Below are 19943 nucleotides of genomic sequence, written 5' to 3' on the forward strand. Positions count from 1 at the left end.
CCTGGCGATCTGGTGGCCGTCGTCGTCCTGGCCAGCGCTCGCACGATGCCGTCGCACGCGGTGATGGTGCACGCGCCGAGCGCGAGGCGTGGCCGCTTGTGCCCGAAGACGACGTTGGTGACGGCGTCGGCGCAGTCCTCAAGTTCCTGCAGCGCGTCGAGGTTGGCTTCGTGCGTGGACATGAGGTCGACGTGCTTGCGCAGGTAGGCGCACAGCCCGAGCGTGTCGTGGCCGTCGGGCGTGCGATCGTCGAGGTCGTGGTCTTCGATGAGCACCTGGCACCACCCGCGCACCTGCCAGTTCACTTCCTGGCGCACGTTGCAGACCTGGATGACGCGTGGGTCTCCGTGCCCGCCACCGGTGGCAGTACCGGTGGGCTCGAGCATGTCGGGCCACAGCGACGTGATGGTGGCGAGGGCGGCGGTCTACTGCGGCCGGCGATCTGGGCGGGCGTCAGCGGTTCCAGCCAGTCACCGGTGGGCGGGCCGTTCTCTGTGAGGTGGGCGGGGCATGTTGGATTCTCCCGTCGAGTGTTGGATTCAACAGAAACGAACACGAGCGCCCCGCACGATGGCGGGGCGCTCGCGGTCACCCTCCCGAGTCGCACTTGCGGTCGTCACGCGCAAGCATCGTCGAGCCGGTATCGGTGTCCTTGATGAGCGCGTGCCCATCCGACGTGCACGTCCAGTAGATCGAGCCACGGTCATGCACCCACTCGGGGCCGGGCGAGTCGTCATGCGTCACTGCGATGACACCGACAGTGACGATGCCGACGAGCGTCAGCACGGCTATGGCCATGTGCGCGATGAACCACGGGTCGCGCCACATGCTCCACGGCTTCATGCTTCCTCCCGATCGACAACGGTATGGAACCACTGGTCGACGGGTCCGGGGAGGTTGAGCTTCGTCTGGTAGCGGCGTCGCCACACGAAGATCAACCAGCGCCACCCGCGGTCGGCAGTCCTCACGGGTCGCCACGCGAACCACCGGAACCACGGGCCAACCGGCGTTCCGAACAGCGGCGCGCTCACGCTTCCTCCTTCACGATGTCGTATCGGACGAGAGCGCCGACTACTAGTGCGTATAGGCGAACAGTGCTCATGCGCACGTCGGCCTGGCTGGTCTCGAACTCCGTGACGGCAGCCTCCGAGACGCCCATATCTCGTGCCATGTCAGCGCGGCTCATGCCGTGTAGAAGCCGCAGGTACACAAGGCTTGCCATCGGCTCTTCTGGCAGGTGCCGGCCTCCCCGCGCGAAGGCGAGGCGGCGGTCATATCGGGCGATCGCAATACGGGCTCGGACGTCGCCAGGCTTCCTCATGCTTCCTCCCCGAGCGCCCGGGCTGTCTCGCACGGCCACACGTCATCACAGTCGCGGCAGCGCGACACGGGCCGGTCAGGGTACGCGTTCTCCCGGTGCAACTCCCTCACCCGCTCGATCGTCGCGTCGGCCTCCCTCAGGTCGTAGATGAGCGCGAGCACGTTGATCGGCGTCGCGGCCTTGAGGAACGTCTCCCACTCTCGGCGCACGCGCCCAACCTGGTCGATGCTGGGCGCCGTCACACGTGCCGTAATCTCGGAGCGCGCCGCCGCCTCGATCTCGTCGAGCTGGTCGGGCGTGAGCTTCCTGTTCATCGGGTCTGCTCGATCTGCGCGACGATGCTTCGGTAGGCGGCGGCGAGAGTGCGCAGGGCGTCGTCGATGTCGCTCTGGTCGTATTCGACGTGGATGGACACTTCGGGCGTCTTCTGGTCGAGCGTGCAGTGTCCGAGCTTGATGAAGCTCTCGATGTGCTCGTCGACGTGGATTCGGGCACTCATCGGGTCTCCTTGAGTAGGTCGAGCATCTGGTCGTGGCTGATCTGTGCGACGACTTCGTAGCTGACGATGGCGGTCGCGCCGTCGTCGCGGATGGTCGCGGTGCCGACGGGGTGTGCGGGAGCGTCGAGCCATCGCAGCCACGCATCTACGCCGGCGGCTGGCCGCTCGTGCATCGTCGCCATCGGGTCTCCCTCGCAGTCGACACACACGAAGTCGGGGCTCTCGTGCTCGCTGAGGCAACATGCGCAGTAGTAGGTCATCGTGTCTCCTTGATCTCGATGACGAGCACGTTGGCGCTCGCCTTAGGTGCGGTGCGATAGGTGACGGCGTGAACGAACTTGGGCGAGTCGTCGGGCAGTAGCCCGGCGTCGACGAGCCCGTCGATCGCCGCTTTCGCTGAGGGCGCGATCCCGTCGGCGTCGAGGGCGCGACCGGTGCGGTGCGCGGTAAGGGTGATGTGCACGGGCCGCGCGAAGACGTGCAGGGCGGCGATGGGCTCAGCGGCGTCGGCTGCTGCTTGGCGCCACGCCTTCGTGATGGGCGCCTTGACGCGGTGGTGCAGGCGCTGGTTCTGGGTGAGCCATGCGGCCTTCCCGTCGCGGCCGAGGGGCGCTGGCACCTCGACCGCGACGATGGGGCCTGGCGTCCGCTGGGGCATGGCCTAGAACGGGGCGGGCGCTGACGTGCCGCCCTGCCCGGCCCACGGGTCATCGCCGCCCTGCTGCCCGAACCCGCCGCGGCCGGTCGCCGAGTTGAACGACGACTCGCGGTTCGGCGTCCATGAGCCGTCGTCGCGCTGATGGCCGGTGTAGCCCTGCTGCTTGCGTTCCGCCTTCGCCACATTCGCCGTCGCGTAGCGCAGGTCGGGGCCGATCGCGTCGATCTCGTACTCGGTGACGGTGCGCTTCTCGCCCTCCTTCGTGTCGTACGAGCGCGACTTGATCCGCACGTCGGCGATGACACGCGTGCCCTTCGTCAGCGACTCGCTGATGTGCTCGGCGAGGTCACGCCAGGCGGTGCAGCGCGCGAAGAGCGCTTCGCCGTCGACCCACTGCCCGGACTGGTCTTTCACCTTCGGCGTCTGCGCGATGGTGAGGTTGACGACGGCAGCACCGTTCGGGGTGTATCGAAGTTCAGGCTCCGCGACGAGGTTGCCGACGAGGGTGGTCTTGGGTTCGTTCATGGTCATGCCTTCTTCGTGTTGGCTCGTTCGGTTGGGGTGAGTCCGCCTCGGATGCTGAAGCGTTCTGCGCTGCGTGTGCCCTTTTCGATGCGTAGCGCGTCGGTGGTGCACTGCGTTTTGACGGGGCACCCTCCGCAGATGGCGAGGGCGTCGTTGGTGGCGTCGAATGTTGGTTTGCGGCTCGTGGTGTGCTGTTCGAGGTCGGCGTCGTCGAATGTGCGTTCGTGGCCGATGCATGCGGCGCGGTTGTGCCAGTCATCTCCACGCGTGGACGGTGCGGGCTTCGGTGGGAGCCAGAGCGGTGAATGGGGCATCTGAGGGCCTTTCGTGGTCGTGGGGGTACTGGGAGACGTTTTCGGTGTCAGAGGCCGGGAGAATCGCGCTGGTGGCGCTTCACGGGCATGGTGGCGCTCACTCGTCCCAGCCGAGCGTCACGGTGCCGCGTCCGCAGAGGTAGGCCCACGTCATGAGTTCACTGTCTTCGTTGGCCCAGTACCCGTCGTGCTGGCGGCACCACCGCTCAGCCTTGCCGGACAGGCCATCGGTGACGACGATGCGCGCGCCGAACTCCTGCGGCTCGTCGGGCTGCGCGGGCGGGCAGGTGTGCCATTCGAGAGTCACCCACGCGAGGGTGCGCGGGCTGCCGGTCCACACCTGAGCGGTGCGCGTGATCGCTTCCCCGCAGTCGGGGCAGGGCAGCGTGACGGTGGCGTTCGTGGGCTTCTCGTCGGCGGGGCGGCGTGCTCTCGGTGCGCTGAGCGGTCGATTCTTCGTCCGCCCTCCTCCGCTCCATGACGACGTTGTTGCTGGTGTCGACGTACGTGTACCCGTACCTCGATACACGCTGGTAGATGTCAAGGATCGTGCGTTCGCGCTCCGTGCAGGTCTCGACGCGCTCCCAGCCGTCGGGGTCGAAGGCGGCGTACACGAATCCGTCACGAGCGAGGTACAAGATCTGCTTGCCGCCTCCTACGAGGCCAGGTCCCCACTCGGGGTGCTGGACGATGTCGCCGGGCTTCAGGGTGGTCATGGCTTTTCTCCTTGGTGTAGTTCGGCGCGGGCTGCGTCGAGTTGTTGGGCTTTCTTGCGTGCGGCTTCGTGTCGTGCGGCGTCTCGGCGTGCTTCCTGGTCGGCGGTCATCTGCCGGCGCTTCTGGGCTTCCTGTTCGCGTCGCTGCTTGTACGTCGCGCGCCATGACTTCGGGTCGTCGAGTGGCTTGAGGTTGGGGTCGGTCTTGCAGTCGTCGCAGGGGAACGGAAGGCCATGCGTGGTGCAGATGGCGCGTGCTTTGCGGCCTTCGATGGGTGTGTGTGTCCAGTGCTCGCCTTCGTCGGCGAGGAGGGCTGGTGTGGTGAAGCGGGGGCGTCCGTCTTCGGTGAGTGCGCTGACGTAGCGGCCGACGACGCTGACGTAGAACGCCTGGTGCTGGAAGCGTCCGGTGGCGTCCATGCGGTCGATTGCTTCGCCGCACGCTTTCGGATTCCAGTCGCGCGCTTCGACCATCGTCGTGACGAGCGCCGCCCGCATGCGAGGTGTCAGCACGCCACCCACCTCGAATCGCTCTCGTGGCCGCCGTCGCGTCGCGAGCCTCGCGCGTTACTACCGCAACGCTCGGCGGCAACAGTGACCACCGCTAAGGGAATGGCCCGGTTCGGTACGGTTCGGTTCGGTACGGGTCCCGTTACTACCCCTGTTAGTAACGCGTTACGTTCGGCGTTACGCGGGGTCGTCCTTCTTGCCTTCGCGAAGCCGCTGACGCCAGGCCCGCTGACGTTCACGGTTGCGCTCACGGTCGCGTTCGATCTCGTCGGACGACGGCTGGATATCGAGCCAGTCGTGGAACTGATAGCCAACCTCGCCGTCACGAGTTCCGTTGTGCCACAAGCCAGACGCGATGAGCGACTGTGCGAGTTTGCGGCCACGTGGGAAGTCGTGGGCGAACCATTCGGGCACGAAGCCGTCGGTCTTGTACTGCATCGACCACGACCCGCACAGGCACCACAGGCCCATGGCTTCGAGTCCGGCGCGGCGTGCTTTCGGGTGGCTGTGGAGCGTGTCATCTGTGCGGAACCACGCCATTGGTTTCGGCCCTCGTTTCGGTGGTTACTCATGGGTATCTCCCTCAGTTACTCGCGGGTATCGCGGCCGGTTTCGGTGCGGATGCGTGGCACGTACGTGTCGTGTGCGGGGCATTCTGGGTGGCCGCAGTAGCAGCGGGCGGGTGCGCAGTAGCGGGGGTGGCAGCGCGGGCAGGTGCTCATGTGCCGGCCTGCTGCGTACTGGGGTACGGGCACCACGCGCACGCCTTGAACGGGCATGGCGGGCAGTGAATCTGCTGCTGCCCGCTGACGGGGCCTTCGGTGTCGAAGTCGCTCATGCGGTCACCTCCGCGGCGGGGTGGCAGTCGCAGACGCTCCACTCGGCGATGTTGCGTTCGTATCCGATGCGCTTACCGACTTCGCTGCCATGCGAGGCTTCGTAGACGGAGCACTGGTAGATGTGCGTGTGCAGGCCTTGCAGCTTGACGTGTCCGCATTCGCAGTCGGTGGTGCCTGTCGCGGGTGTTGTCGTGACGAGTTTGTGCGTGACCATGTCGCAGGCCGCGCGTTCCGGGTGCAGCGGTGCCGGTTCGTCGAGGTGCGTGACGATGTGGCCGTCGCCGACGTCGACCGTTCGGGTGCTCATGCCTGCTCCTCGATGACTTCTCCGGTGGTCGTGTCGACCGCGGGTTCCTCGTCGGTCGCATCGGGCATGCCGAAGTCGGCGGCGCTGATCGCGGGGGCCTGGCGGGTCGCGGTGTGGCGGGAAGGGCCGCCGTCCTCCCTCGTCTCGTCGATCGAGGGGATGCCGTTGACGTCGAAGGCTCGGCGCAGCGCGTGGGATTCGGCGGCCTTGAGCGCCATTTCCTGCGCGTACTGCTTGTTGCCGCCGTTGACGGGGTAGCGGCCTGGGAACGTGAACGGGAAGCGCATGTCCTTGCGGTAGACGCTGACGGTGCACACCCACTCGCCGTCTTCGATGACGGGGTTCTTCTCGACGACGATGCCGTCGAGCTGGCCGGAGCGGTGCGCGATGTGCAGCAGCCCGTCTCGGGTGATGTAGACGCCGCCCTTGGGGATGACGATGACGTGCTTGAGGACGGGGTCGAGCTCGTAGCGTTCGCAGACGGCGACGACGGCGTGGCTCTTGGCGTCGTTCGGGTTGAGGCCGAGGTACTGCGCGATCGCCTGCTGGTTCGGTGCGAACGGCGTGTTCTGGGGTGCGAGTTCGTTGCTCATGCTTCGTCGATGTCCTTCCATGCCCAGGCGGGCACGTTCGCTTCGTGGGTGGGGTAGCCGGGCCAGGTGTCGGTGTTGGCGCATTCGGCGTAGAGGCGGATCGCTTTCTCGTTCTTCGCGCGGCCCATTCGAGGGCGTCGTCGCTCGGCGTGGCGAGGGTGACGAAGTGGGGTGCGGTCTTCTCGACAAACAAAAAGATGAAGGACGCGTCGGGTGTCCCGTTGAGGGCGAGCAGGTCGATGTACCAGGCGGCCTGCATCGCGTACCCGTAGTCCGCCATCGCGCGGTCGATGTTCTTCGGGGCGGCGCTGACGGTGGTCTTGACGTCGGCGACGACGGGGGTGCTGTCTGCCTTCTTGGTGATCCAGTCGGCGCGGCCCCGCAGTAGGACGCCCGTGTCGGCGTGCTCGGCGTAGATCGCCTTCTCGGCGTGACCGTTAGCGAGGATCGCCGCGGCCGTCGGGTGCGCCTTCACCGCGTCGGCGAGCGCAAGAGCGCGTTCGTGCTCGGCGGTGAGGATGGGCGCGACGCCGTCGGCGTGGGCCTGCTCCTTCGCTTCGCGGGCGTCCTTCGATCGCCATGAGTCGAAGTCGAGGACGCGATACCCGGCGCCCTTGCCGAGGATGAGTTCGTGGGCGACGTGCCCGAAGTCGTAGGCGTCCTTGTGTACCGGGTTGTCCTGCTGCCATCGGTAGCGGGCGGGGCAGTCGAGGAGAACCTTGGCGCCGCTGACGGAGAGGCTGCGACGGTCGCCGTGGTAGTCGCTCTCGGGCACATCGTGGATGCCGCTGGTGTGCTGGATCATCAGTCCTCCTTGTTCTCGTCGATGTAGCGGGTGATCATCCAGGCGACGAGTGCGAGCGCGAGGATGAGGAGTGCGGCGAGTTCGGCGACGTTGCTCATGCGGTCACCCCGATGCGCTCGAAGAGGCGTGCGAGGTCGTGGCGGCCGGCGCGCCGTAGGGCACGGCTCATCGCGGCGAGGGTCATGTCGAGGCGTTGGGCGATGCGCCACGGGTGCTCACCGGTGGCGAGCATGAAGGTGACGTCCTCGATGAGGATGTGGGGGCGGCGGGCGCTCATGCGGCGACCTGCTCGAGGTATTTGGCTTTGAGAAGCCCGTCCCACATGTAGAACTGCGGGAATCCGACCATCTCGCGGCGCGCGCTCTTGAGGTGTTCGCTCAGATCGTCGAGAGCTTCGGCGAGCAGGTTTGCTGTCGGCACGTTTGGGTCGACGATGGGCCACGAGCATTGGTTCACATGAGGGCCGCGTGCGATGTCGACGCGTTCACGCATCGCTTCGATGTATGCCCAGTCTGGGTACTTTGCGTGCCCGATGTGCCAGGTGTGGCAGTGCTCGCAGCAGTAGGCGTGCATGTTCGGCTCGTCCGGGTAGATGGTGACGATGGCTGCCCACGCTTCCCCGGCTGAGAGGTACTTGACCTTAGGTCGGCGTGAGTTGCAGTGCCCGTTCCGGTAGATGGAGATCCTGAGTTCCGTGTCCGAGAAGCGGGATGCGTCCTTGGCGAACTGTTTGCGGGTGGCGATTCTGCGCTTGCGCTGCTGTTTGCGGGCTTCGGCGGTGGTCATGTCAGTCGCCTTTCATTCGGCGCGGCTGGTACGCGGATGCTTCGGCGGGGCGCGCGGGTTGGCAGGTGTGGCCGAGCTTCCAGCGCAGCGCGGGCAGGAAGCGGGCGGTGTGCGCGGTGTGGCATGTCGCGCAGGTGACGGTGATCATTCGGTGCCTCCTAGTCGCAGTCGCGGTCGTCGTCGGGGTCTGGGTGGTCGGCGTCAGGGCGCTCGTGGAGCCAGTCGGTGAGGGCGTCGTATTCGGCGGGGTGGTGGTCGGCGGGACCGAACTCGCGGCTCATTCGCGCCACCACCAGTCGCCGAGCGCCTCAAGGCCTGCGAGGGCGCCGAAGATGGGGAAGGGGGAGGCGAGGGCGAGCCAGACGTCGAGGGTCATGACGCGCTCCAACCTGCGGCGTTCGCGGCGTCCTCGTGCACCTGGCAGCGTGGCGCGTCGTACTCGTCGCGGCCGACGGACGGCACGTCCCCACAGCGGCTGCACGGCGACTGCGCGAGGCGCATCATGGCCAGCAGGTCGGGCATGTCACCAGCGGCGGTGACATCGGCGAACGCTGCGAGGATGCGCGGTGTGATGAGCACCTGATCGGTGTCCGTCGTGACGGTGACGCCGAGACCGTCGACGTCGCTCGTGATCGTCATCGGGGTCATGACGCACGCTCCAGTTCGGCGCGGTTCGGGGTGCCGTACTGGCGGCGCCACTCGAACAAGTCCTCGCACGTGATCGACCACTTCGTGCCGGGATGCTGCACCGCCGGCAGCTCGCCCGACTTGATCGCCGCGAAGATCACCCGCTCCGACGCCGCGTGACACTCGGCCGCGTCCTGGATGCTGTGCAGCGCCTTCCCGCACGGGCTAACAAACGGCTCCTGGGTCTTCTGCTTAGGCATTCGGGGCCTCCTTGACGGTGGTGAGGTGGCGGCGCTGCAGCTGCTTCGAGCAGTCGGGGCAGGTCGTCCACCAGTAGGTCGTTGCGGTGTCGGGACTGACGAGGCCGAATCCCTTGCTCTGCGGCATGTCAATGCCGCACACGGTGGCGGTGGGCATGTCGGCGACGGCGAGGCCGCAGCGCTGGCAGCGCTCGTTCCGGCACCCGAGGCCATCGTCGAGAAGCCCGGGCGGGCAGTCGCACTGATCCATCCACAGCTCTGGGTGCTTGCCGGCCCACTCGACGTCGGCTTCGCGCGCTTGCTGCTCGCACTGCTCGGCGAACTCGGCGGGGGTGAGGGCGCCCATGTCAGATCGCCTCGGGGAATGCTTCGCCGGACTTGTGGCGCAGGATCTTGATCTTCTTGCCCTGGCGCCACGCGTTCCATGCCTTGATGAACCAGGCGAGGACTTCGCGCTGCTCACCGGACAGGCGCGTCGATCCTTCGACGGACAGTCGGTTGCGCAGGACGAGGATCGGGTCGCCCGCGTCGAGGCCTGCTCCGGTGCGTAGGAGCTGGAAGAACAGGTCTGCGTCCTTGCGGCTTTTCTGCGAGAACATGTAGTGCGCGAGGCCGAGGGTTGAGGCGGCGCAGCGCACGCCGTGACCGTTGCGCACGTGCTCGGCCATGGCGGCGGAGTCCTTCACCTCGGGGTGCGCTTCGAGGTAGGCCTGCATTTCGCGTTTGGTGGGCGCGAAGCTGTTGTTGTGCAGGTTGCCGCGTTCGAGCATGACGGCGCGTCGCAGGATGCTGGCGGTCGTCTTTGCCTTGTAGCCTTCCCCGGACAGTTCGAGGACGTTCGCCATGGTGCGTTTGCGGCCGTCGTCCATGGTGTCCTGGGTGGAGTTGGGCAGGTTCCACACGATGCCGAGGTCGAGGCTGATGCCGGATTTGACGATCGCGGCGAGGCGGTGTTGTCCGTCGAGGAGTGTTCCGTCGGCGGCGAAGCGGATGTTGTCGCCGTTGTAGACGAACGTGCCGTTGCTCATGTCGCGGGCGAGTCGGTTGATGTGGCGCTCGCTCATGTTGCGGTTGTTGTTGTTGCGGTGGTCGAGGACGCTTTGCGCCCAGTCGGGTGTGGCGACGATGAAGCCTTGCTGGGGGCCGATGACTTTGGCGCGCTTCCAGGTGACGGGGTTCATGGCGTAGCTGGACATGGGTAGACTGCCTTTCAGATTTCAGGGATGGAATCGATGACCTGGTGGAGCAGGTCGCTTGCTCGGAGAAGGTCGCTGCGGTTCGCTGTGGCGACCTTTTCCGCGTTCTGGGGGAATCGGTCGTCTTGGGTGAGGCGTCCGAGTCGTTCGGTGACCTTTGTGAGGTCGTAGGTTGCGCGCCAGAATGCGTCGGGTAGGGGCGCGCGGCGCGGCGTCTGCGGTTCGGGGCGCGTGTACTGCTTGCCGTTGGGGCTGGAAGCCGAGTGGGCTGGGGGCGAGTCTGCGTCCGGCGTATCGAACCCGGCGTCCGCGAGCGCGGTGTCGAGGTCGGCCTGGTCGGTGACGTAGTCGGCGGCCTGGTCGGTGACGTAGTCGGCGGCTGGGGTGGGCCGTGTCGCGGGGCGCTCGCGTCCATCGGCGGAGAGGCGACTGTCCAACTTGGACAGTTCACCCATTTCCTCGAGCGTCGACCGCAGGTTGCCCACCGTCGTCGGGCTCGCGCCGACGCGTTCGGCGTGCTGCCGGTCGGAGAGCTGCGGGTCAGCCATCAGTGACTTCGCGATGACTTCGCGCTTCTGCTCGCGGTTGAGGTGGCGCCGGTCGAGGTTGAGGCTGCAGGCGAGGGTGCGCTTGCCCGTCTCGTCGAGGTCGCGTGCCGTGTTGCGAGGGCACGGCAGACCGAGGCGGTCGGCGATCTCCTTGCGGTGGTGCCCGTCGATGACCGAGCCGTTCTCGTCGACAACGATCGGCACCTGAATGCCGTGCTCGCGGATCGACTTCTCGAGCGACGTGTATTCGTCGTCCGAGAGGCGGGGGAGGAACTGGTACAGCATCAGGCGTCACCGCCCGGTGTTGCGTCGCGGGAGCCGCCCGAAGCGGCTCCCGCTCCGCTACCTTCAGGAGTTCCACCACCTGAAGAAATGGAGGAGCCCTTATGGCTCGCATGCAGTTCCTTACCCCCGGCGGCCCCGTCGTCCTGAACTTCAAAACCGACGCGGAACTCGCCGACATGCTTGTCCAGACCAGGACGCAGTTCGCCGAAGACGGGGAGGCGAACTTCGGATGGGCGAACGAAGGGGGGGATGGCGTGACCTACTTCTTGATCCCGAGCAGTACGGCGTTGATGTTCGAGTTCGACGGTGATGTCCCAGATGACCTTCGCGACCGCATTGAGAAGGCGCGCTCGGCAGCGAGGTAGTAGTCGTCCGGTGACCGCCCGGTCCTGGCCGTCGCGCTGGGGCTGGGCGGTCATGCCGCTGCCATTTCGTCGAGACTCTTCGCATATGCGATAAAGGCAAACGCGTCTTTGAAGCCGAGGGCCTGCGCCATCGAGTCCATGTGGTCGGTGTCGAGGCGACGGCGGCCGGCGAGACGGTTGGAGAGGGTGGCCTGGCTGATGCCGAGCTTGGCTGCGAACTCTCCCTTGCTGAGTCCGATCTGTTCGAGGCGGACATTGACTGCCCGGGCAAACATCATCCGTGTTGTTTCCATGGCATGACAGTAACGCATATGCGATGACGGAGCAACGTGCGCGATAAAAAACGTCGTGATGGTGCTACTCTTATCGCATGGTGAAAAACGAGCAGATGCGCGCGCAGGGCCAGTTCTCCAGGCAGATCAGCCGCTTCATCGCGGGGATGCTGCGGGAGCGCGACGTGAAGCAGCGCGAAGTGGCCGAGCGGCTGGAGCGCACTCAGGCGTACGTGTCCGAGCGCGTCAACGGTAAGCGTTCATGGACGCTTGACGAGCTGGACAGCATCTCAAGCCTCCTGGGCTTCACGTCCGGCCTGAGCATGCTGGAGGAGGTGGCGGAGCGCGCACGCCTCACGCGGCAGCGCACCGACGAGCTCGCCGCTCGCCGCGACAAGGCGGGGTTGTCGGTGCCGCCTCGTAACCTCAGGGCCGTTGCCGACTCGAACGTCGGCGCAGACGAAGAGGTCGAGGGACGCCAGGAGGAACCGTGATCGAGATCGCCGAGTTGGTGCTGCTTGCCGAGGCGATGGGGGTACACGTCGAGTGGGGGCGCGACCTGCCGGTGCCGGCCGAGTATGACCACGCGCGGCGCGTCATCCGCATGGCCGACGGGCGCGGCGACTGTGTCACGCGATGCAGCCTCGCGCACGAGCTCGGGCACGCCGCGCTCCACCATGAGCCGGACGATGACTACCTGGCGCAGGAGCGCAGCGCGAACATGTACGCGGCGAAGCTACTGATCAGCGAGGACGCCTACCGTCGCGCCGAGCGCATCGTCGGTCACGACCCGCGCGCCTTGGCGAAGGAACTCGACGTCACGCTCGTCATGGTCGTCGCGTGGAGGATGTGCCACAAGGCCGCATGACGTTGCGATAGGGACATGGAGACACGAAAGCGCCCCCACCGAGATGGCGGGGGCGCTGATGATTGGCGGTTACTTGCAGGCCGACGTCTGTGAAGCGCCGTACGCAGCCTGGGCGGGCGTGAACTTCTCGCCATAGGCCGACGAGAGCTGATCGGTCAGCCCGGCGCACGAGAAGGCCTGCGTCTTGAGATAGCTCTGGGCGGACTTAACGGCCTGCTCGTTCCAGTCAACGTCCGTCAGCGAGTTGACGGCCTGGGTGGCGACCGACAGTGGGTACTTCTCGCCGTAGGGTGACGAGAGTTGATCGATCAACCCCTGCTTGGAGAACGCCGAGTAGGCGAGGTAGCTGCGCGCGGACGATATCGCGGAGTCGACTTGTCCGCCGGCCGCTGGCGTTTCGGCGGTTGTGGCTGGGGTATCGGCGGGGGATTCGCTTGTGGCTTCGTCGGTGGGGCCGTCGCTTGTCGTCGTGTCCGCCGCTTCGGTTCCTGGCGTGTCGGCGGTGTCGCTGGTCGGGTAGTCGCTCGTGCTCGCGGCTTCGGTGGCGTCGCTCGTTGCGGTTTGCGTTTCCGCCGAATCGTCCGTCTCGGTGGTTGCGGTGGTGTCGTCCGCAGCATCGGTCGGTGTGTTCGTTGCGCTCGATGGCGTATCACTCGGGGATGCGGCGCCTGACGGTGTCGCGCTGACGGTGACGGTCTTGGTCGCGTCACTCGATCCGCTCGAGCAGGCGGTGAGGGCGAACAGGGGCAGGGCTGCGAGCGCGGCGAGCTTCTTCATGTGCTCAGGGTAGGGCCTCCGCGAGCCCCGGAAAGCGAAAACCCCCGGCCAAGTTGGCTCGGGGGTTTTCGTGTGGCTGTCACGCCATCGACATCGCGTACTCGCGTACGCCTACGCGGCGTCGCATGTGGGCTGGGATGGCGCGCTGGGCGCGAACTGACATCTCCAGCGCCTCGAAGACCATTCCGATCGGGCTGTCGTCGTGGATCTCCGAGCCGCGCACCTGCACGGGGCGGTCGATGCCGTCGTAAGAGGACAGCATGGACTCCAGTTCGTCCCCCTTGCGCATGAGGATGACAGTGTGGATCTGACCCAGCATGTAGTAGTGGTGGAGGATCTCGCGAACTTCGCGTGCCGGGGTTTCGTACTCGACGGCGATGATGGGGTCGCCTGCGTCCATGCGCTCTTCGACGAAGTCCGTCAGGGCTGGCGATCCGAAGGCGAGGGCGTCGGCGACGGCGCGGGCTGTCGCGCGGCGTTCTTCGGTCAGAGTTGTTCGTTCAGTAGCCACGTTCCCACCTCTCTTGGTGCCAATCCCATTTGTCGAGCATGTGCTCTTGGGAGACCTTGAGTTCTTCTTGCATCGTAGTCCACGCCGTCGACTGCTCAAGCTCTTTGATGTTGACGTAGCACTGCGGGTTGCCGTTCTTGAAGAACTGGTGTTCGTGGATGTGATGGTGACAGCAATCGATCCGGGCGATGTCCTTCACCTTGGCGCCAGTGTCGTCGCCTTCGCAGTGCTGGTTGATGGCGTAGTCCACCAGTCGGCCGTTGTAGCGCCAGATACGGATGGTGATCTCCCAGCCCAGGCCGTAGTTGACCTTCCTGTCCTGGCCAGGGTCGGCAGTCGGGGGGCGTCGGTATGGCTTCGGTTCTGGGGTCCCGTCCATCTTGACGAGGCCCCGGTTGCGGCCTGACTTCCCTGGCTTCTGCACCAAACCACTCTACGTCCCTGCAGTACGATTCTCTGCATAACGCCGCATAGCGTTCCGCGTAAAGACCAACAGATAGACAACAGCGGTACGCTACAGGCGTAGTTGGTGAGGCGAATTCCGTTGTCTCGCAACGTAAGGGGCGGTAGCTCAGCTGGTCAGAGCAGGGGACTCATAATCCTCTCGAACGATCTTTGGTCAGCCGAAGCGAGTCTCGAAAAGCGTTGCACTGCAACGGAATACGTCTCACCCTGCCGGGTTGTCGGTGGCGCACGCTAGCGTCTGACAGCGTGCGATAGACAACAGATAGACAACAGCACGGGGTGAAAATGACGGACGACGACCACCGCACGCGGCCACGCAGACGCCGCGGCGAAGGAACCTACTGGACTCGGCCCAACGGCGTCGAGGTCTTCACGATGAAGCTCGACGGTGGCGGCACCCGATCCGTCAGCGCGCCAACTCACAAGGAGCTGCTGAAGAAGGTCGAGAAGCTCAAGTCCGAAGTCGCACGAGGTGTCGGCGCCGGCGGAGCTACCAAGCTGTCGGTGTGGGGCCGGTACTGGCTCGACGAGATCTGCACGACCAGGGTGAAGCCGACGACACTGCAGTCGCACCGCTCGAAGATGGAGCAGCACATCATCCCGGCGCTCGGGCAACGCCGGCTTCGTGACATCAAGCCCGAGCACGTGCGCGCCTTCTACGCGGACCTCGCTGAGCGCGAGTACTCGACAGCGACGATCCGCCAGGTTCACGTCATCCTGTCGCGCTGCCTGAAGGTCGCCACGATGGAGGGCAAAATCGAGCGGAATCCGTGCGACAACGTTGAGCCGCCGAAGACGACCGGGCCGCCCGAGATTCGGCGGCTCAGCGTGGCCGAATGCGCGACCGTCCTCGCATGGCTGCGCAAGAACCGCGAACCGAAGGAGGTTGCTCGCTGGTCGGTGGCGTTGCTCGGTGGGCTGCGTCAGGGCGAGGCGCTCGGCTTGGACTGGGAGCACGTCGACTGGGCGGCGCGCGCCATCCACGTGCGTCAGGCTCAGGCGTACGTCGGCGGCGAGTACATCCTGCAGACTCCGAAGACGGCGCGGTCGGTGCGCAGCGTGCCGATGATGAACGACCTGTATGCCGACCTGCACGCTTACTGGGTGGAGGCTGGTAGCCCGCGAACGGGCCTAGTGTTCGGCCCCGCCAACACCGGAGTCGACTCGCGGAAGTGGAAGAACCATCAGCGCCTCGCACGGATCGCTGAGCCCGTGTCGGTGCACTCGTGCCGCAAGACGACAGGCAGCATGCTCTCCGACGCTGGCGTGCCGTCACGCATCATCGCGGACATTCTGGGGCAGGAGAACCCGGAGGTCACCGACGCGCATTACATTCGGACGGAGTTGGACATCCGCCGGAAGGGCATCGACAAGGTCGGGAAGCTGCTGACGAAGGCGACGAAGCAGCTCGAGAAGAAGGACGCGCCCTGATGGACATCGACTCCCACCCCACGCCGACGCCGCCCGCTGAGGGCGAGGTCTCGCAGGACGTCGAGGTCGTGACGGCGGCTGATCTGCGCGCGGGCGACCGTGTCGTCATGGATGGTGACGTCGTCGTGGTCGAGTCGGTGATGCGCTCGGGCGATCGCGTGTACGTGCGCGCGGATGGCGTGCCGGTGTCGGCGCTCGCTGGCGTGAGAGTGGAGCGGGTGCTGTAGACGCACGAAAAGCGCCCCCCACCTCGCGATGAGGTGGGGGGCGCTTCGTTGCACCTGGCGGATGCCGGGGTGCTCTACTTTGCACGGTAGGGCTACAGCGTACCAGCAGCGTCGGGCTCTCACTCTCACTCAGAGTTGCACCAGAGTGCGACTGAAGTGTGAGAGTGAGAGTCAGCGTGCAGCGTCGGCTTTGGTATCGCTCGCCGTCTGGTCGGGGGGGATGACCTGCAGGTGGTCGCCCGCGTCGTCGGGGATGCCGTTGCCGTTGTCGGCGTGACGGCCACCGCGTGCATGCTCGTCCTCGCTGTCGCGCAGGATTCGCCCGTACTCGACGAGCTTGTCCGGGGTGAGGTACGCGGCGATGACGCCAGCGAGCCAGGGGATACCCGCGATCACCGCGTCGGGCACGCTGACGCCGGACGCGGTGATCGCCCACATGATCAGGGCCGTAATGAAACCGACCGCACCGCCGGCCGCTACCTTCGTGGTCGGCATCTTGTCCGTGCTCGTCACAGCTCGCCTCCTTCGATGGCGACGCCGAGCTTGAAGTACGTCTCGCCGCCAGGGATGCCGTCAACGACTGCACCGACCTTCGCCTGCACCTTGCTCCACGTCTCGCGGCCCGCGATGCCGTCGACCTTCGCGCCGACGAGCTTCTGCAGCGCGGAGATGGTGAGCTTGCCGGGGATGCCGTCGACGACGAGGCCGTGTGCCTTCTGGAACGCGCGCACGGGCCATGCGGGCAGGGTAGGCCGCGCTGCCTTCGGGGTGCGGAACACGCCGCGCTTGTCGCCGACGTTCGACCAGGGGCCGTCGTCGATGTGCAAATGCATGTTCGCGCCGGAGTGGTTCTCGACGTAGCCATAGATGCCGCACGTCACGGACAGGCCGTGGCCCCATGCGATGTGCTGGCCGACCTTCTCGAACCATGCGCGCTCGTCTTCGCTGTTCGGACCGCGGGGGTCGCGGTTGACGTCGCACGCGCACGCGCGACCGCCGTAGCCGGTCGCGGCGTGTCGCGAACCGTTGATGTGGAACGACGGGTTCGCCTTCGGATACTCGAGCGCGTAGCAGCCGAGCGCCTTGAGATCGTTGACGGCAGCGAGGAGGTGGGCGGCTGCGAGCTTGGAGTCAGCCCATGCGGAATCGACCATCAGACGTTCATCGCCTTCCACGTGAGGGGGCCGACCAGGCCATCAGCCGTGAGCTTGTGAGCGGCCTGCCATGCGGCGACCTTCGCCTTCGTGGCTGGGCCGTAGATGCCATCCGCGCTGGCGCCGACGGCCTTCTGGATGCGCGCTACGACGCCCTTGTCGGCGACGCGCACGCCGGAGTGCGAGCGCACCGTGCCGTCGTTGGGGCCGTACCAGTGGCCGGGGGGCAGCGGGAACGTGTTGCTCGGGGCAACGGCCGCGGCCTGGCCGAGGTAGCCGCGCACCTTCGCGATGTAGGTGTCCCACGGGAACGACGGGCCGGGGTCGGTGTGCCCGCCTCGGGGGCCATAGGCGTTCGTCGCGTCGACGTGGCCGATGATGCCGCGAGCGCCCGCAGCGAGCTGGCTGGGCGTCAGGTGCACGGCGGGGATGGCGTATCGGCGGCACAGGTCGGCGGTCAGGCGCGCGGACAGCTCGAGCATGGCGCGGGAGTAGTCGTCGCCCCACTGGCCGGGGTTCTGTGCGGCGTAACCGGCGTGTTCGATCTGGAGGCCGTCGGCGTTCGCGCCGGGGGTTGCCCACGCGGTGTTCGCTTCGTCGACGCAGCGCACGATCGAGTCGCTGTCGACGACGTAGTGCGCGCTCGAGCGGGCGGCCGCGGTTGCGAACCAGTTGCGCGCGACGTCCTCGGCGATCGTGCCGCGCTCGGGTGCTTCGACGGTGTGGATGACGACGACACGCACGTTGCGGGCGCGGCCTCGCGTGAAGTTCGGGGACGGGATCGTCGTGATGGGCAGGGACATCGCTTCTCCTTGCGCGGGGCATGCGAACGCCCCGGCCAGGTGGCGCGGGGCGTGGATGGTGTGGGGGTCAGAAGATGGACGGCGGCGGGTCGATGTCGATGCCCGCTTGGACGAGTGCCGCGTAGGCCTTGCGGTCCCATTTGGCGTGCTCGGTGAGGTAGTGGCGCTGTGATCGCTCACGCTCGTCGGACGCTTCGATGCGCTCCGTGAGATTTGCGACCTGGCGGCGCAGGTCGGCGATGTCGGCGCCGTCGCGTTCGATTGCGGTGCGTCGCTTCGCGTCTGACCATTCACGGAAGGTCGACAAGAAGCTGCGCGAGAGGATGCCGAGGACGCCGGCGAAGATCGTCGCTGCGATCATGATGCTCGACTGGCTGACGTCGACCTCGTTCACCTCGGCCCCTCCACTTTCTCGACGGTGACGGCTTCACCGGCCTTGATCGGCGCCGGGCCCGTGCGCCACCAGATCAGCCAGTGCATGAGCGTCGGCAGGATGAGTACCGACGCGCCGCGCACCCCGTCCAGCCAGGGGCGGGTCAGGGAAGCGGCGAGGATGCCGACCGCGAGCGCCGAGTACGTCACCGCGAGGATGCTGTGCCCGAGGTAGACGATGAGGTGGCGGCGAGCGCGCACGCCGTAGGCGAGGACGAGCGCGCCGAGGTAGAAGAAGATCGCCCACGCCCACATCGGCGCGAAGCCTTCGACTGCGGTGAGCGAGGCCGAAGCGTCGTCTCCGCTGCTGTAGTCGAATGCCCTGACGATCGGCATGATCATCAGGGCGTACAGGATGAGCATGTGGTCGGCGCTCGTGAGCCTGGCGGGCTGCCATGAGCCGCGCCGCAAGCGGTGCAGCCGGCGGCGTTTCACCCCTCGGCCCTCGCCTCGCGCACCTTCTGGACGACTGCTTTGATCTGGTCGTCGGTGACGGCTTCCGGGTTGGCGCCGGGGCGGGGGGTGGGCTGGTAGGTCGCGACGGCGTAAGCGTGCACGTCGCTGAGGGTATGGTCGTCGTCGACCCGGGCGGCGACGAGTTCGCCACGGTGCTGCTCGGCCCACCCCTGGGGGTTGTCGATACCGGCGACTTCGGCGGCAGCGATGAAGCGGGCGAGGAGGTCGTTGTCGTTGCGTGCGGCGATGTGCTGAGCGAGGGTTGCCATGATGGATCCTTTTGGGTTGGGGGTTTAGGCGGGAGTGCCGGGGAGTGTTGTGGGCCATCTGGGGGACGGGATGGTGACTTGTCCGCGTGCCTCCCCCCCGTGCGGTCGATTCTGAACCGGCCATTGGGGAGCACCCAGCCTTCCGCGCCCTTTAGCGGCACGAAGAATTGAGATGGGGTTGAGTAGTCGAGCGGGACATCCCAGCGGGAGGCTCCTGCGTCGAGCAGGCCGTCGATGATGAGGCGCAGGATGCCAGGCTCCCAGCGGGCGAGGACGATGAGCGAGGACCATGCGGCGGGCTGGTCGGTCGTGATTCGTCGCCAGCCCGTGCATCCGTAGACCACTACCCACGAGCTGCTGGACGTGCCCGTAGCGATCCAGCGCCATGCGCCGTTCGTGCCTGCCGTGTCGGTGTAGCAGGTGCCTGCTGCGGGCGGGGTGATGACGCCGTATGGTGAGCCTGTGCCGCGCATCTCGTACGCCGTCTGCCCTGTTCCCGACCCGCCGGCACCGTCGGCACCACGCGGGATTCCGAACGTCAGCTCGAGATTCGGGTACGTGCCCGAAACTGCGGCAGTCGCGGCAGCCCCGGCCGAGAGCGTCGACGCTGACGCCGTGAACACTGGCGCGGGCGGTGATGCGCCGTCCTTGCCGGGGGGGCCTGGGTCTCCCTTGGGTAGCGTCAGGTTGAGTACCTGGCTCGGCGATGTGCCCGTGATCGACGCGGCGGCCTGAGCGCCCGACGTCACGCTACCGATGGTGAGCACGTTCGCGGGGCCGGGAGAGCTCGTGCCGCTCCCGCCGCCGTCACTTTTCGGTAGCACGAGGTCAAGAATCTGGTCGGGCGAGGCGCCGCGAATCGAAGCCGAAGCTGTCGGCCCGCTCGTTACTGACCCGATGCTCAGCGTGTTCGCAGGCCCAGGGTCGCCCCGCAGTCCCTCGGCTTGGAGGCGCTTAATCTCCTCGCGTAGCAGGGATGCCTCGTCCGGGGCGAGCGGCCTTACCGTCGACACGTCGGCGGCGAGGTCGATGACCGATCCGTCGCCAGGGTCGGCGATCTCGACGCGCTGCCTGCGTGGCAGGAGGAATGTCCACGTCGCGCCCGGCACGGACTCGAGGGCAACG

At 66.6% G+C, this 19943-nt stretch carries 40 protein-coding genes and 1 pseudogene; 5 read left to right on the top strand and 36 right to left on the bottom strand.

Annotated elements, in window-relative coordinates; all coding sequences use genetic code 11:
* The 26 genes and pseudogenes from DYE07_RS00005 to DYE07_RS00105 all read right to left on the bottom strand — a co-directional run.
* Positions 1–386, bottom strand: a 386-nt coding sequence (locus DYE07_RS00005) for a hypothetical protein (RefSeq protein ID WP_147286864.1), incomplete at its 3' end; no start/stop codon positions are given.
* A 202-nt stretch (positions 387–588) separates the two neighbouring features.
* Positions 589–843 (bottom strand): hypothetical protein, encoded by a 255-nt coding sequence (locus DYE07_RS00010; protein ID WP_115296038.1) that lies wholly within the window; start codon positions 841–843, stop codon positions 589–591.
* A complete protein-coding gene (locus tag DYE07_RS00015; RefSeq protein ID WP_115296039.1) occupies positions 840–1031 on the bottom strand; it encodes a hypothetical protein in 192 nt (63 codons plus the stop codon). Before DYE07_RS00015 ends, DYE07_RS00010 begins: the two co-directional genes overlap by 4 nt.
* Positions 1028–1321 carry a helix-turn-helix domain-containing protein gene (locus DYE07_RS14580; protein ID WP_115296040.1) on the bottom strand — a complete coding sequence of 98 codons (294 nt, stop codon included), beginning with the start codon at positions 1319–1321 and terminating at the stop codon, positions 1028–1030. Before DYE07_RS14580 ends, DYE07_RS00015 begins: the two co-directional genes overlap by 4 nt.
* Positions 1318–1635, bottom strand: coding sequence for a hypothetical protein (locus DYE07_RS00025; RefSeq protein ID WP_115296041.1), 318 nt, complete (start codon positions 1633–1635; stop codon positions 1318–1320). Before DYE07_RS00025 ends, DYE07_RS14580 begins: the two co-directional genes overlap by 4 nt.
* Positions 1632–1820 carry a hypothetical protein gene (locus tag DYE07_RS00030; RefSeq protein WP_115296042.1) on the bottom strand — a complete coding sequence of 63 codons (189 nt, stop codon included), beginning with the start codon at positions 1818–1820 and terminating at the stop codon, positions 1632–1634. The genes DYE07_RS00025 and DYE07_RS00030 overlap by 4 nt, the downstream gene beginning before the upstream one ends.
* The gene (locus tag DYE07_RS00035; RefSeq protein WP_115296043.1) at positions 1817–2080 is read right to left on the bottom strand and encodes a hypothetical protein; all 264 of its coding nucleotides are present in this window, start codon (positions 2078–2080) and stop codon (positions 1817–1819) included. The genes DYE07_RS00030 and DYE07_RS00035 overlap by 4 nt, the downstream gene beginning before the upstream one ends.
* Positions 2077–2478: a hypothetical protein gene (locus DYE07_RS00040; protein ID WP_115296044.1), complete on the bottom strand. Its 402-nt coding sequence runs from the start codon at positions 2476–2478 to the stop codon at positions 2077–2079. The genes DYE07_RS00035 and DYE07_RS00040 overlap by 4 nt, the downstream gene beginning before the upstream one ends.
* A 3-nt stretch (positions 2479–2481) precedes the next feature.
* Entirely contained in the window at positions 2482–3003 is a 522-nt protein-coding gene (gene ssb / locus DYE07_RS00045; RefSeq protein ID WP_115296045.1) for a single-stranded DNA-binding protein, read from the bottom strand.
* Positions 3004–3005: 2 nt separating this feature from the next.
* On the bottom strand, positions 3006–3317 hold the full coding sequence (locus DYE07_RS00050) for a WhiB family transcriptional regulator (protein WP_115296046.1): 312 nt from the start codon (positions 3315–3317) through the stop codon (positions 3006–3008).
* Between the two features lie 97 nt (positions 3318–3414).
* Positions 3415–3624 (bottom strand): hypothetical protein, encoded by a 210-nt coding sequence (locus DYE07_RS00055; protein WP_147286865.1) that lies wholly within the window; start codon positions 3622–3624, stop codon positions 3415–3417.
* A 405-nt stretch (positions 3625–4029) separates the two neighbouring features.
* Positions 4030–4545 (bottom strand): hypothetical protein, encoded by a 516-nt coding sequence (locus DYE07_RS00060; protein ID WP_147286866.1) that lies wholly within the window; start codon positions 4543–4545, stop codon positions 4030–4032.
* A gap of 174 nt (positions 4546–4719) precedes the next feature.
* Positions 4720–5082, bottom strand: a complete 363-nt coding sequence (locus DYE07_RS00065) for a hypothetical protein (protein WP_115296049.1) — start codon at positions 5080–5082, stop codon at positions 4720–4722.
* A gap of 294 nt (positions 5083–5376) precedes the next feature.
* On the bottom strand, positions 5377–5688 hold the full coding sequence (locus tag DYE07_RS15010) for a hypothetical protein (protein WP_115296092.1): 312 nt from the start codon (positions 5686–5688) through the stop codon (positions 5377–5379).
* Positions 5685–6281 carry a recombinase family protein gene (locus DYE07_RS15015; protein WP_115296093.1) on the bottom strand — a complete coding sequence of 199 codons (597 nt, stop codon included), beginning with the start codon at positions 6279–6281 and terminating at the stop codon, positions 5685–5687. The genes DYE07_RS15010 and DYE07_RS15015 overlap by 4 nt, the downstream gene beginning before the upstream one ends.
* The gene (locus DYE07_RS15020) at positions 6278–6409 is read right to left on the bottom strand and encodes a hypothetical protein (RefSeq protein ID WP_256594758.1); all 132 of its coding nucleotides are present in this window, start codon (positions 6407–6409) and stop codon (positions 6278–6280) included. Before DYE07_RS15020 ends, DYE07_RS15015 begins: the two co-directional genes overlap by 4 nt.
* A 23-nt stretch (positions 6410–6432) precedes the next feature.
* Positions 6433–7086, bottom strand: a pseudogene (locus DYE07_RS15310) (PD-(D/E)XK nuclease-like domain-containing protein); the annotation flags it as partial.
* Positions 7087–7180: 94 nt separating this feature from the next.
* On the bottom strand, positions 7181–7363 hold the full coding sequence (locus tag DYE07_RS00075; RefSeq protein ID WP_115296050.1) for a hypothetical protein: 183 nt from the start codon (positions 7361–7363) through the stop codon (positions 7181–7183).
* A complete protein-coding gene (locus DYE07_RS00080; protein WP_115296051.1) occupies positions 7360–7872 on the bottom strand; it encodes a hypothetical protein in 513 nt (170 codons plus the stop codon). Before DYE07_RS00080 ends, DYE07_RS00075 begins: the two co-directional genes overlap by 4 nt.
* Position 7873: 1 nt before the next feature.
* Positions 7874–8020 carry a hypothetical protein gene (locus tag DYE07_RS14585; RefSeq protein WP_172462921.1) on the bottom strand — a complete coding sequence of 49 codons (147 nt, stop codon included), beginning with the start codon at positions 8018–8020 and terminating at the stop codon, positions 7874–7876.
* Positions 8021–8030: 10 nt separating this feature from the next.
* Positions 8031–8153 carry a hypothetical protein gene (locus DYE07_RS15030; RefSeq protein WP_256594760.1) on the bottom strand — a complete coding sequence of 41 codons (123 nt, stop codon included), beginning with the start codon at positions 8151–8153 and terminating at the stop codon, positions 8031–8033.
* 91 nt (positions 8154–8244) lie between these two features.
* Positions 8245–8520 carry a hypothetical protein gene (locus DYE07_RS00085; protein WP_147286867.1) on the bottom strand — a complete coding sequence of 92 codons (276 nt, stop codon included), beginning with the start codon at positions 8518–8520 and terminating at the stop codon, positions 8245–8247.
* Positions 8517–8759, bottom strand: a complete 243-nt coding sequence (locus tag DYE07_RS00090; protein ID WP_074040729.1) for a helix-turn-helix domain-containing protein — start codon at positions 8757–8759, stop codon at positions 8517–8519. The genes DYE07_RS00085 and DYE07_RS00090 overlap by 4 nt, the downstream gene beginning before the upstream one ends.
* Positions 8752–9105 carry a hypothetical protein gene (locus DYE07_RS00095; RefSeq protein ID WP_115296053.1) on the bottom strand — a complete coding sequence of 118 codons (354 nt, stop codon included), beginning with the start codon at positions 9103–9105 and terminating at the stop codon, positions 8752–8754. The genes DYE07_RS00090 and DYE07_RS00095 overlap by 8 nt, the downstream gene beginning before the upstream one ends.
* A gap of 1 nt (position 9106) precedes the next feature.
* Positions 9107–9955, bottom strand: coding sequence for a hypothetical protein (locus DYE07_RS00100; RefSeq protein ID WP_074040727.1), 849 nt, complete (start codon positions 9953–9955; stop codon positions 9107–9109).
* Between the two features lie 14 nt (positions 9956–9969).
* Positions 9970–10788, bottom strand: a complete 819-nt coding sequence (locus DYE07_RS00105; RefSeq protein WP_115296054.1) for a ParB N-terminal domain-containing protein — start codon at positions 10786–10788, stop codon at positions 9970–9972.
* Between the two features lie 110 nt (positions 10789–10898).
* Between DYE07_RS00105 and DYE07_RS00110 the strand changes: the two genes are divergently transcribed.
* A complete protein-coding gene (locus DYE07_RS00110; RefSeq protein WP_218564385.1) occupies positions 10899–11153 on the top strand; it encodes a hypothetical protein in 255 nt (84 codons plus the stop codon).
* Positions 11154–11203: 50 nt separating this feature from the next.
* Here DYE07_RS00110 and DYE07_RS00115 read toward each other — a convergent pair whose 3' ends face one another.
* Complete coding sequence (locus tag DYE07_RS00115; RefSeq protein ID WP_202774998.1) at positions 11204–11446, bottom strand: helix-turn-helix domain-containing protein; 243 nt, start codon at positions 11444–11446, stop codon at positions 11204–11206.
* 77 nt (positions 11447–11523) lie between these two features.
* Here DYE07_RS00115 and DYE07_RS00120 point away from each other — a divergent pair, with 77 nt between their 5' ends.
* Together DYE07_RS00120 and DYE07_RS00125 are read left to right on the top strand one after the other, a co-directional pair.
* A complete protein-coding gene (locus DYE07_RS00120; protein ID WP_115296057.1) occupies positions 11524–11919 on the top strand; it encodes a helix-turn-helix domain-containing protein in 396 nt (131 codons plus the stop codon).
* The gene (locus DYE07_RS00125; protein WP_202774997.1) at positions 11916–12293 is read left to right on the top strand and encodes an ImmA/IrrE family metallo-endopeptidase; all 378 of its coding nucleotides are present in this window, start codon (positions 11916–11918) and stop codon (positions 12291–12293) included. The genes DYE07_RS00120 and DYE07_RS00125 overlap by 4 nt, the downstream gene beginning before the upstream one ends.
* Positions 12294–12362: 69 nt before the next feature.
* Here DYE07_RS00125 and DYE07_RS00130 read toward each other — a convergent pair whose 3' ends face one another.
* From DYE07_RS00130 to DYE07_RS00140, 3 genes are all read right to left on the bottom strand, one after another.
* Entirely contained in the window at positions 12363–13070 is a 708-nt protein-coding gene (locus tag DYE07_RS00130; RefSeq protein WP_115296058.1) for an Ltp family lipoprotein, read from the bottom strand.
* A 79-nt stretch (positions 13071–13149) separates the two neighbouring features.
* Entirely contained in the window at positions 13150–13581 is a 432-nt protein-coding gene (locus DYE07_RS00135) for a hypothetical protein (protein ID WP_115296059.1), read from the bottom strand.
* Entirely contained in the window at positions 13571–14005 is a 435-nt protein-coding gene (locus tag DYE07_RS00140) for a hypothetical protein (RefSeq protein WP_147286868.1), read from the bottom strand. The genes DYE07_RS00135 and DYE07_RS00140 overlap by 11 nt, the downstream gene beginning before the upstream one ends.
* Before the next feature lie 326 nt (positions 14006–14331).
* On the opposite strand from DYE07_RS00140, the gene DYE07_RS00145 reads away from it, so the two are divergent.
* Together DYE07_RS00145 and DYE07_RS00150 are read left to right on the top strand one after the other, a co-directional pair.
* A complete protein-coding gene (locus DYE07_RS00145; RefSeq protein WP_115296061.1) occupies positions 14332–15477 on the top strand; it encodes a tyrosine-type recombinase/integrase in 1146 nt (381 codons plus the stop codon).
* Positions 15477–15704 carry a hypothetical protein gene (locus DYE07_RS00150; protein WP_115296062.1) on the top strand — a complete coding sequence of 76 codons (228 nt, stop codon included), beginning with the start codon at positions 15477–15479 and terminating at the stop codon, positions 15702–15704. Before DYE07_RS00145 ends, DYE07_RS00150 begins: the two co-directional genes overlap by 1 nt.
* 171 nt (positions 15705–15875) lie before the next feature.
* Here the strand turns inward: DYE07_RS00150 and DYE07_RS00155 are convergent, their stop codons facing one another.
* From DYE07_RS00155 to DYE07_RS00180, 6 genes are all read right to left on the bottom strand, one after another.
* Positions 15876–16217: a hypothetical protein gene (locus DYE07_RS00155; RefSeq protein WP_115296063.1), complete on the bottom strand. Its 342-nt coding sequence runs from the start codon at positions 16215–16217 to the stop codon at positions 15876–15878.
* On the bottom strand, positions 16214–16858 hold the full coding sequence (locus DYE07_RS00160) for a peptidoglycan-binding domain-containing protein (RefSeq protein WP_115296064.1): 645 nt from the start codon (positions 16856–16858) through the stop codon (positions 16214–16216). Before DYE07_RS00160 ends, DYE07_RS00155 begins: the two co-directional genes overlap by 4 nt.
* Positions 16858–17661, bottom strand: a complete 804-nt coding sequence (locus DYE07_RS00165) for a peptidoglycan recognition protein family protein (protein WP_115296065.1) — start codon at positions 17659–17661, stop codon at positions 16858–16860. Before DYE07_RS00165 ends, DYE07_RS00160 begins: the two co-directional genes overlap by 1 nt.
* Before the next feature lie 67 nt (positions 17662–17728).
* Positions 17729–18055 carry a hypothetical protein gene (locus DYE07_RS00170; RefSeq protein ID WP_115296066.1) on the bottom strand — a complete coding sequence of 109 codons (327 nt, stop codon included), beginning with the start codon at positions 18053–18055 and terminating at the stop codon, positions 17729–17731.
* On the bottom strand, positions 18052–18456 hold the full coding sequence (locus DYE07_RS00175; protein WP_115296067.1) for a hypothetical protein: 405 nt from the start codon (positions 18454–18456) through the stop codon (positions 18052–18054). Before DYE07_RS00175 ends, DYE07_RS00170 begins: the two co-directional genes overlap by 4 nt.
* A gap of 68 nt (positions 18457–18524) precedes the next feature.
* On the bottom strand, positions 18525–18818 hold the full coding sequence (locus tag DYE07_RS00180) for a hypothetical protein (protein WP_115296068.1): 294 nt from the start codon (positions 18816–18818) through the stop codon (positions 18525–18527).
* Between the last annotated feature and the right edge of the window lie 1125 nt (positions 18819–19943).

It is taken from the genome of Dermacoccus nishinomiyaensis, from assembly GCF_900447535.1.
Taxonomy (GTDB): Bacteria; Actinomycetota; Actinomycetes; order Actinomycetales; family Dermatophilaceae; genus Dermacoccus; species Dermacoccus nishinomiyaensis.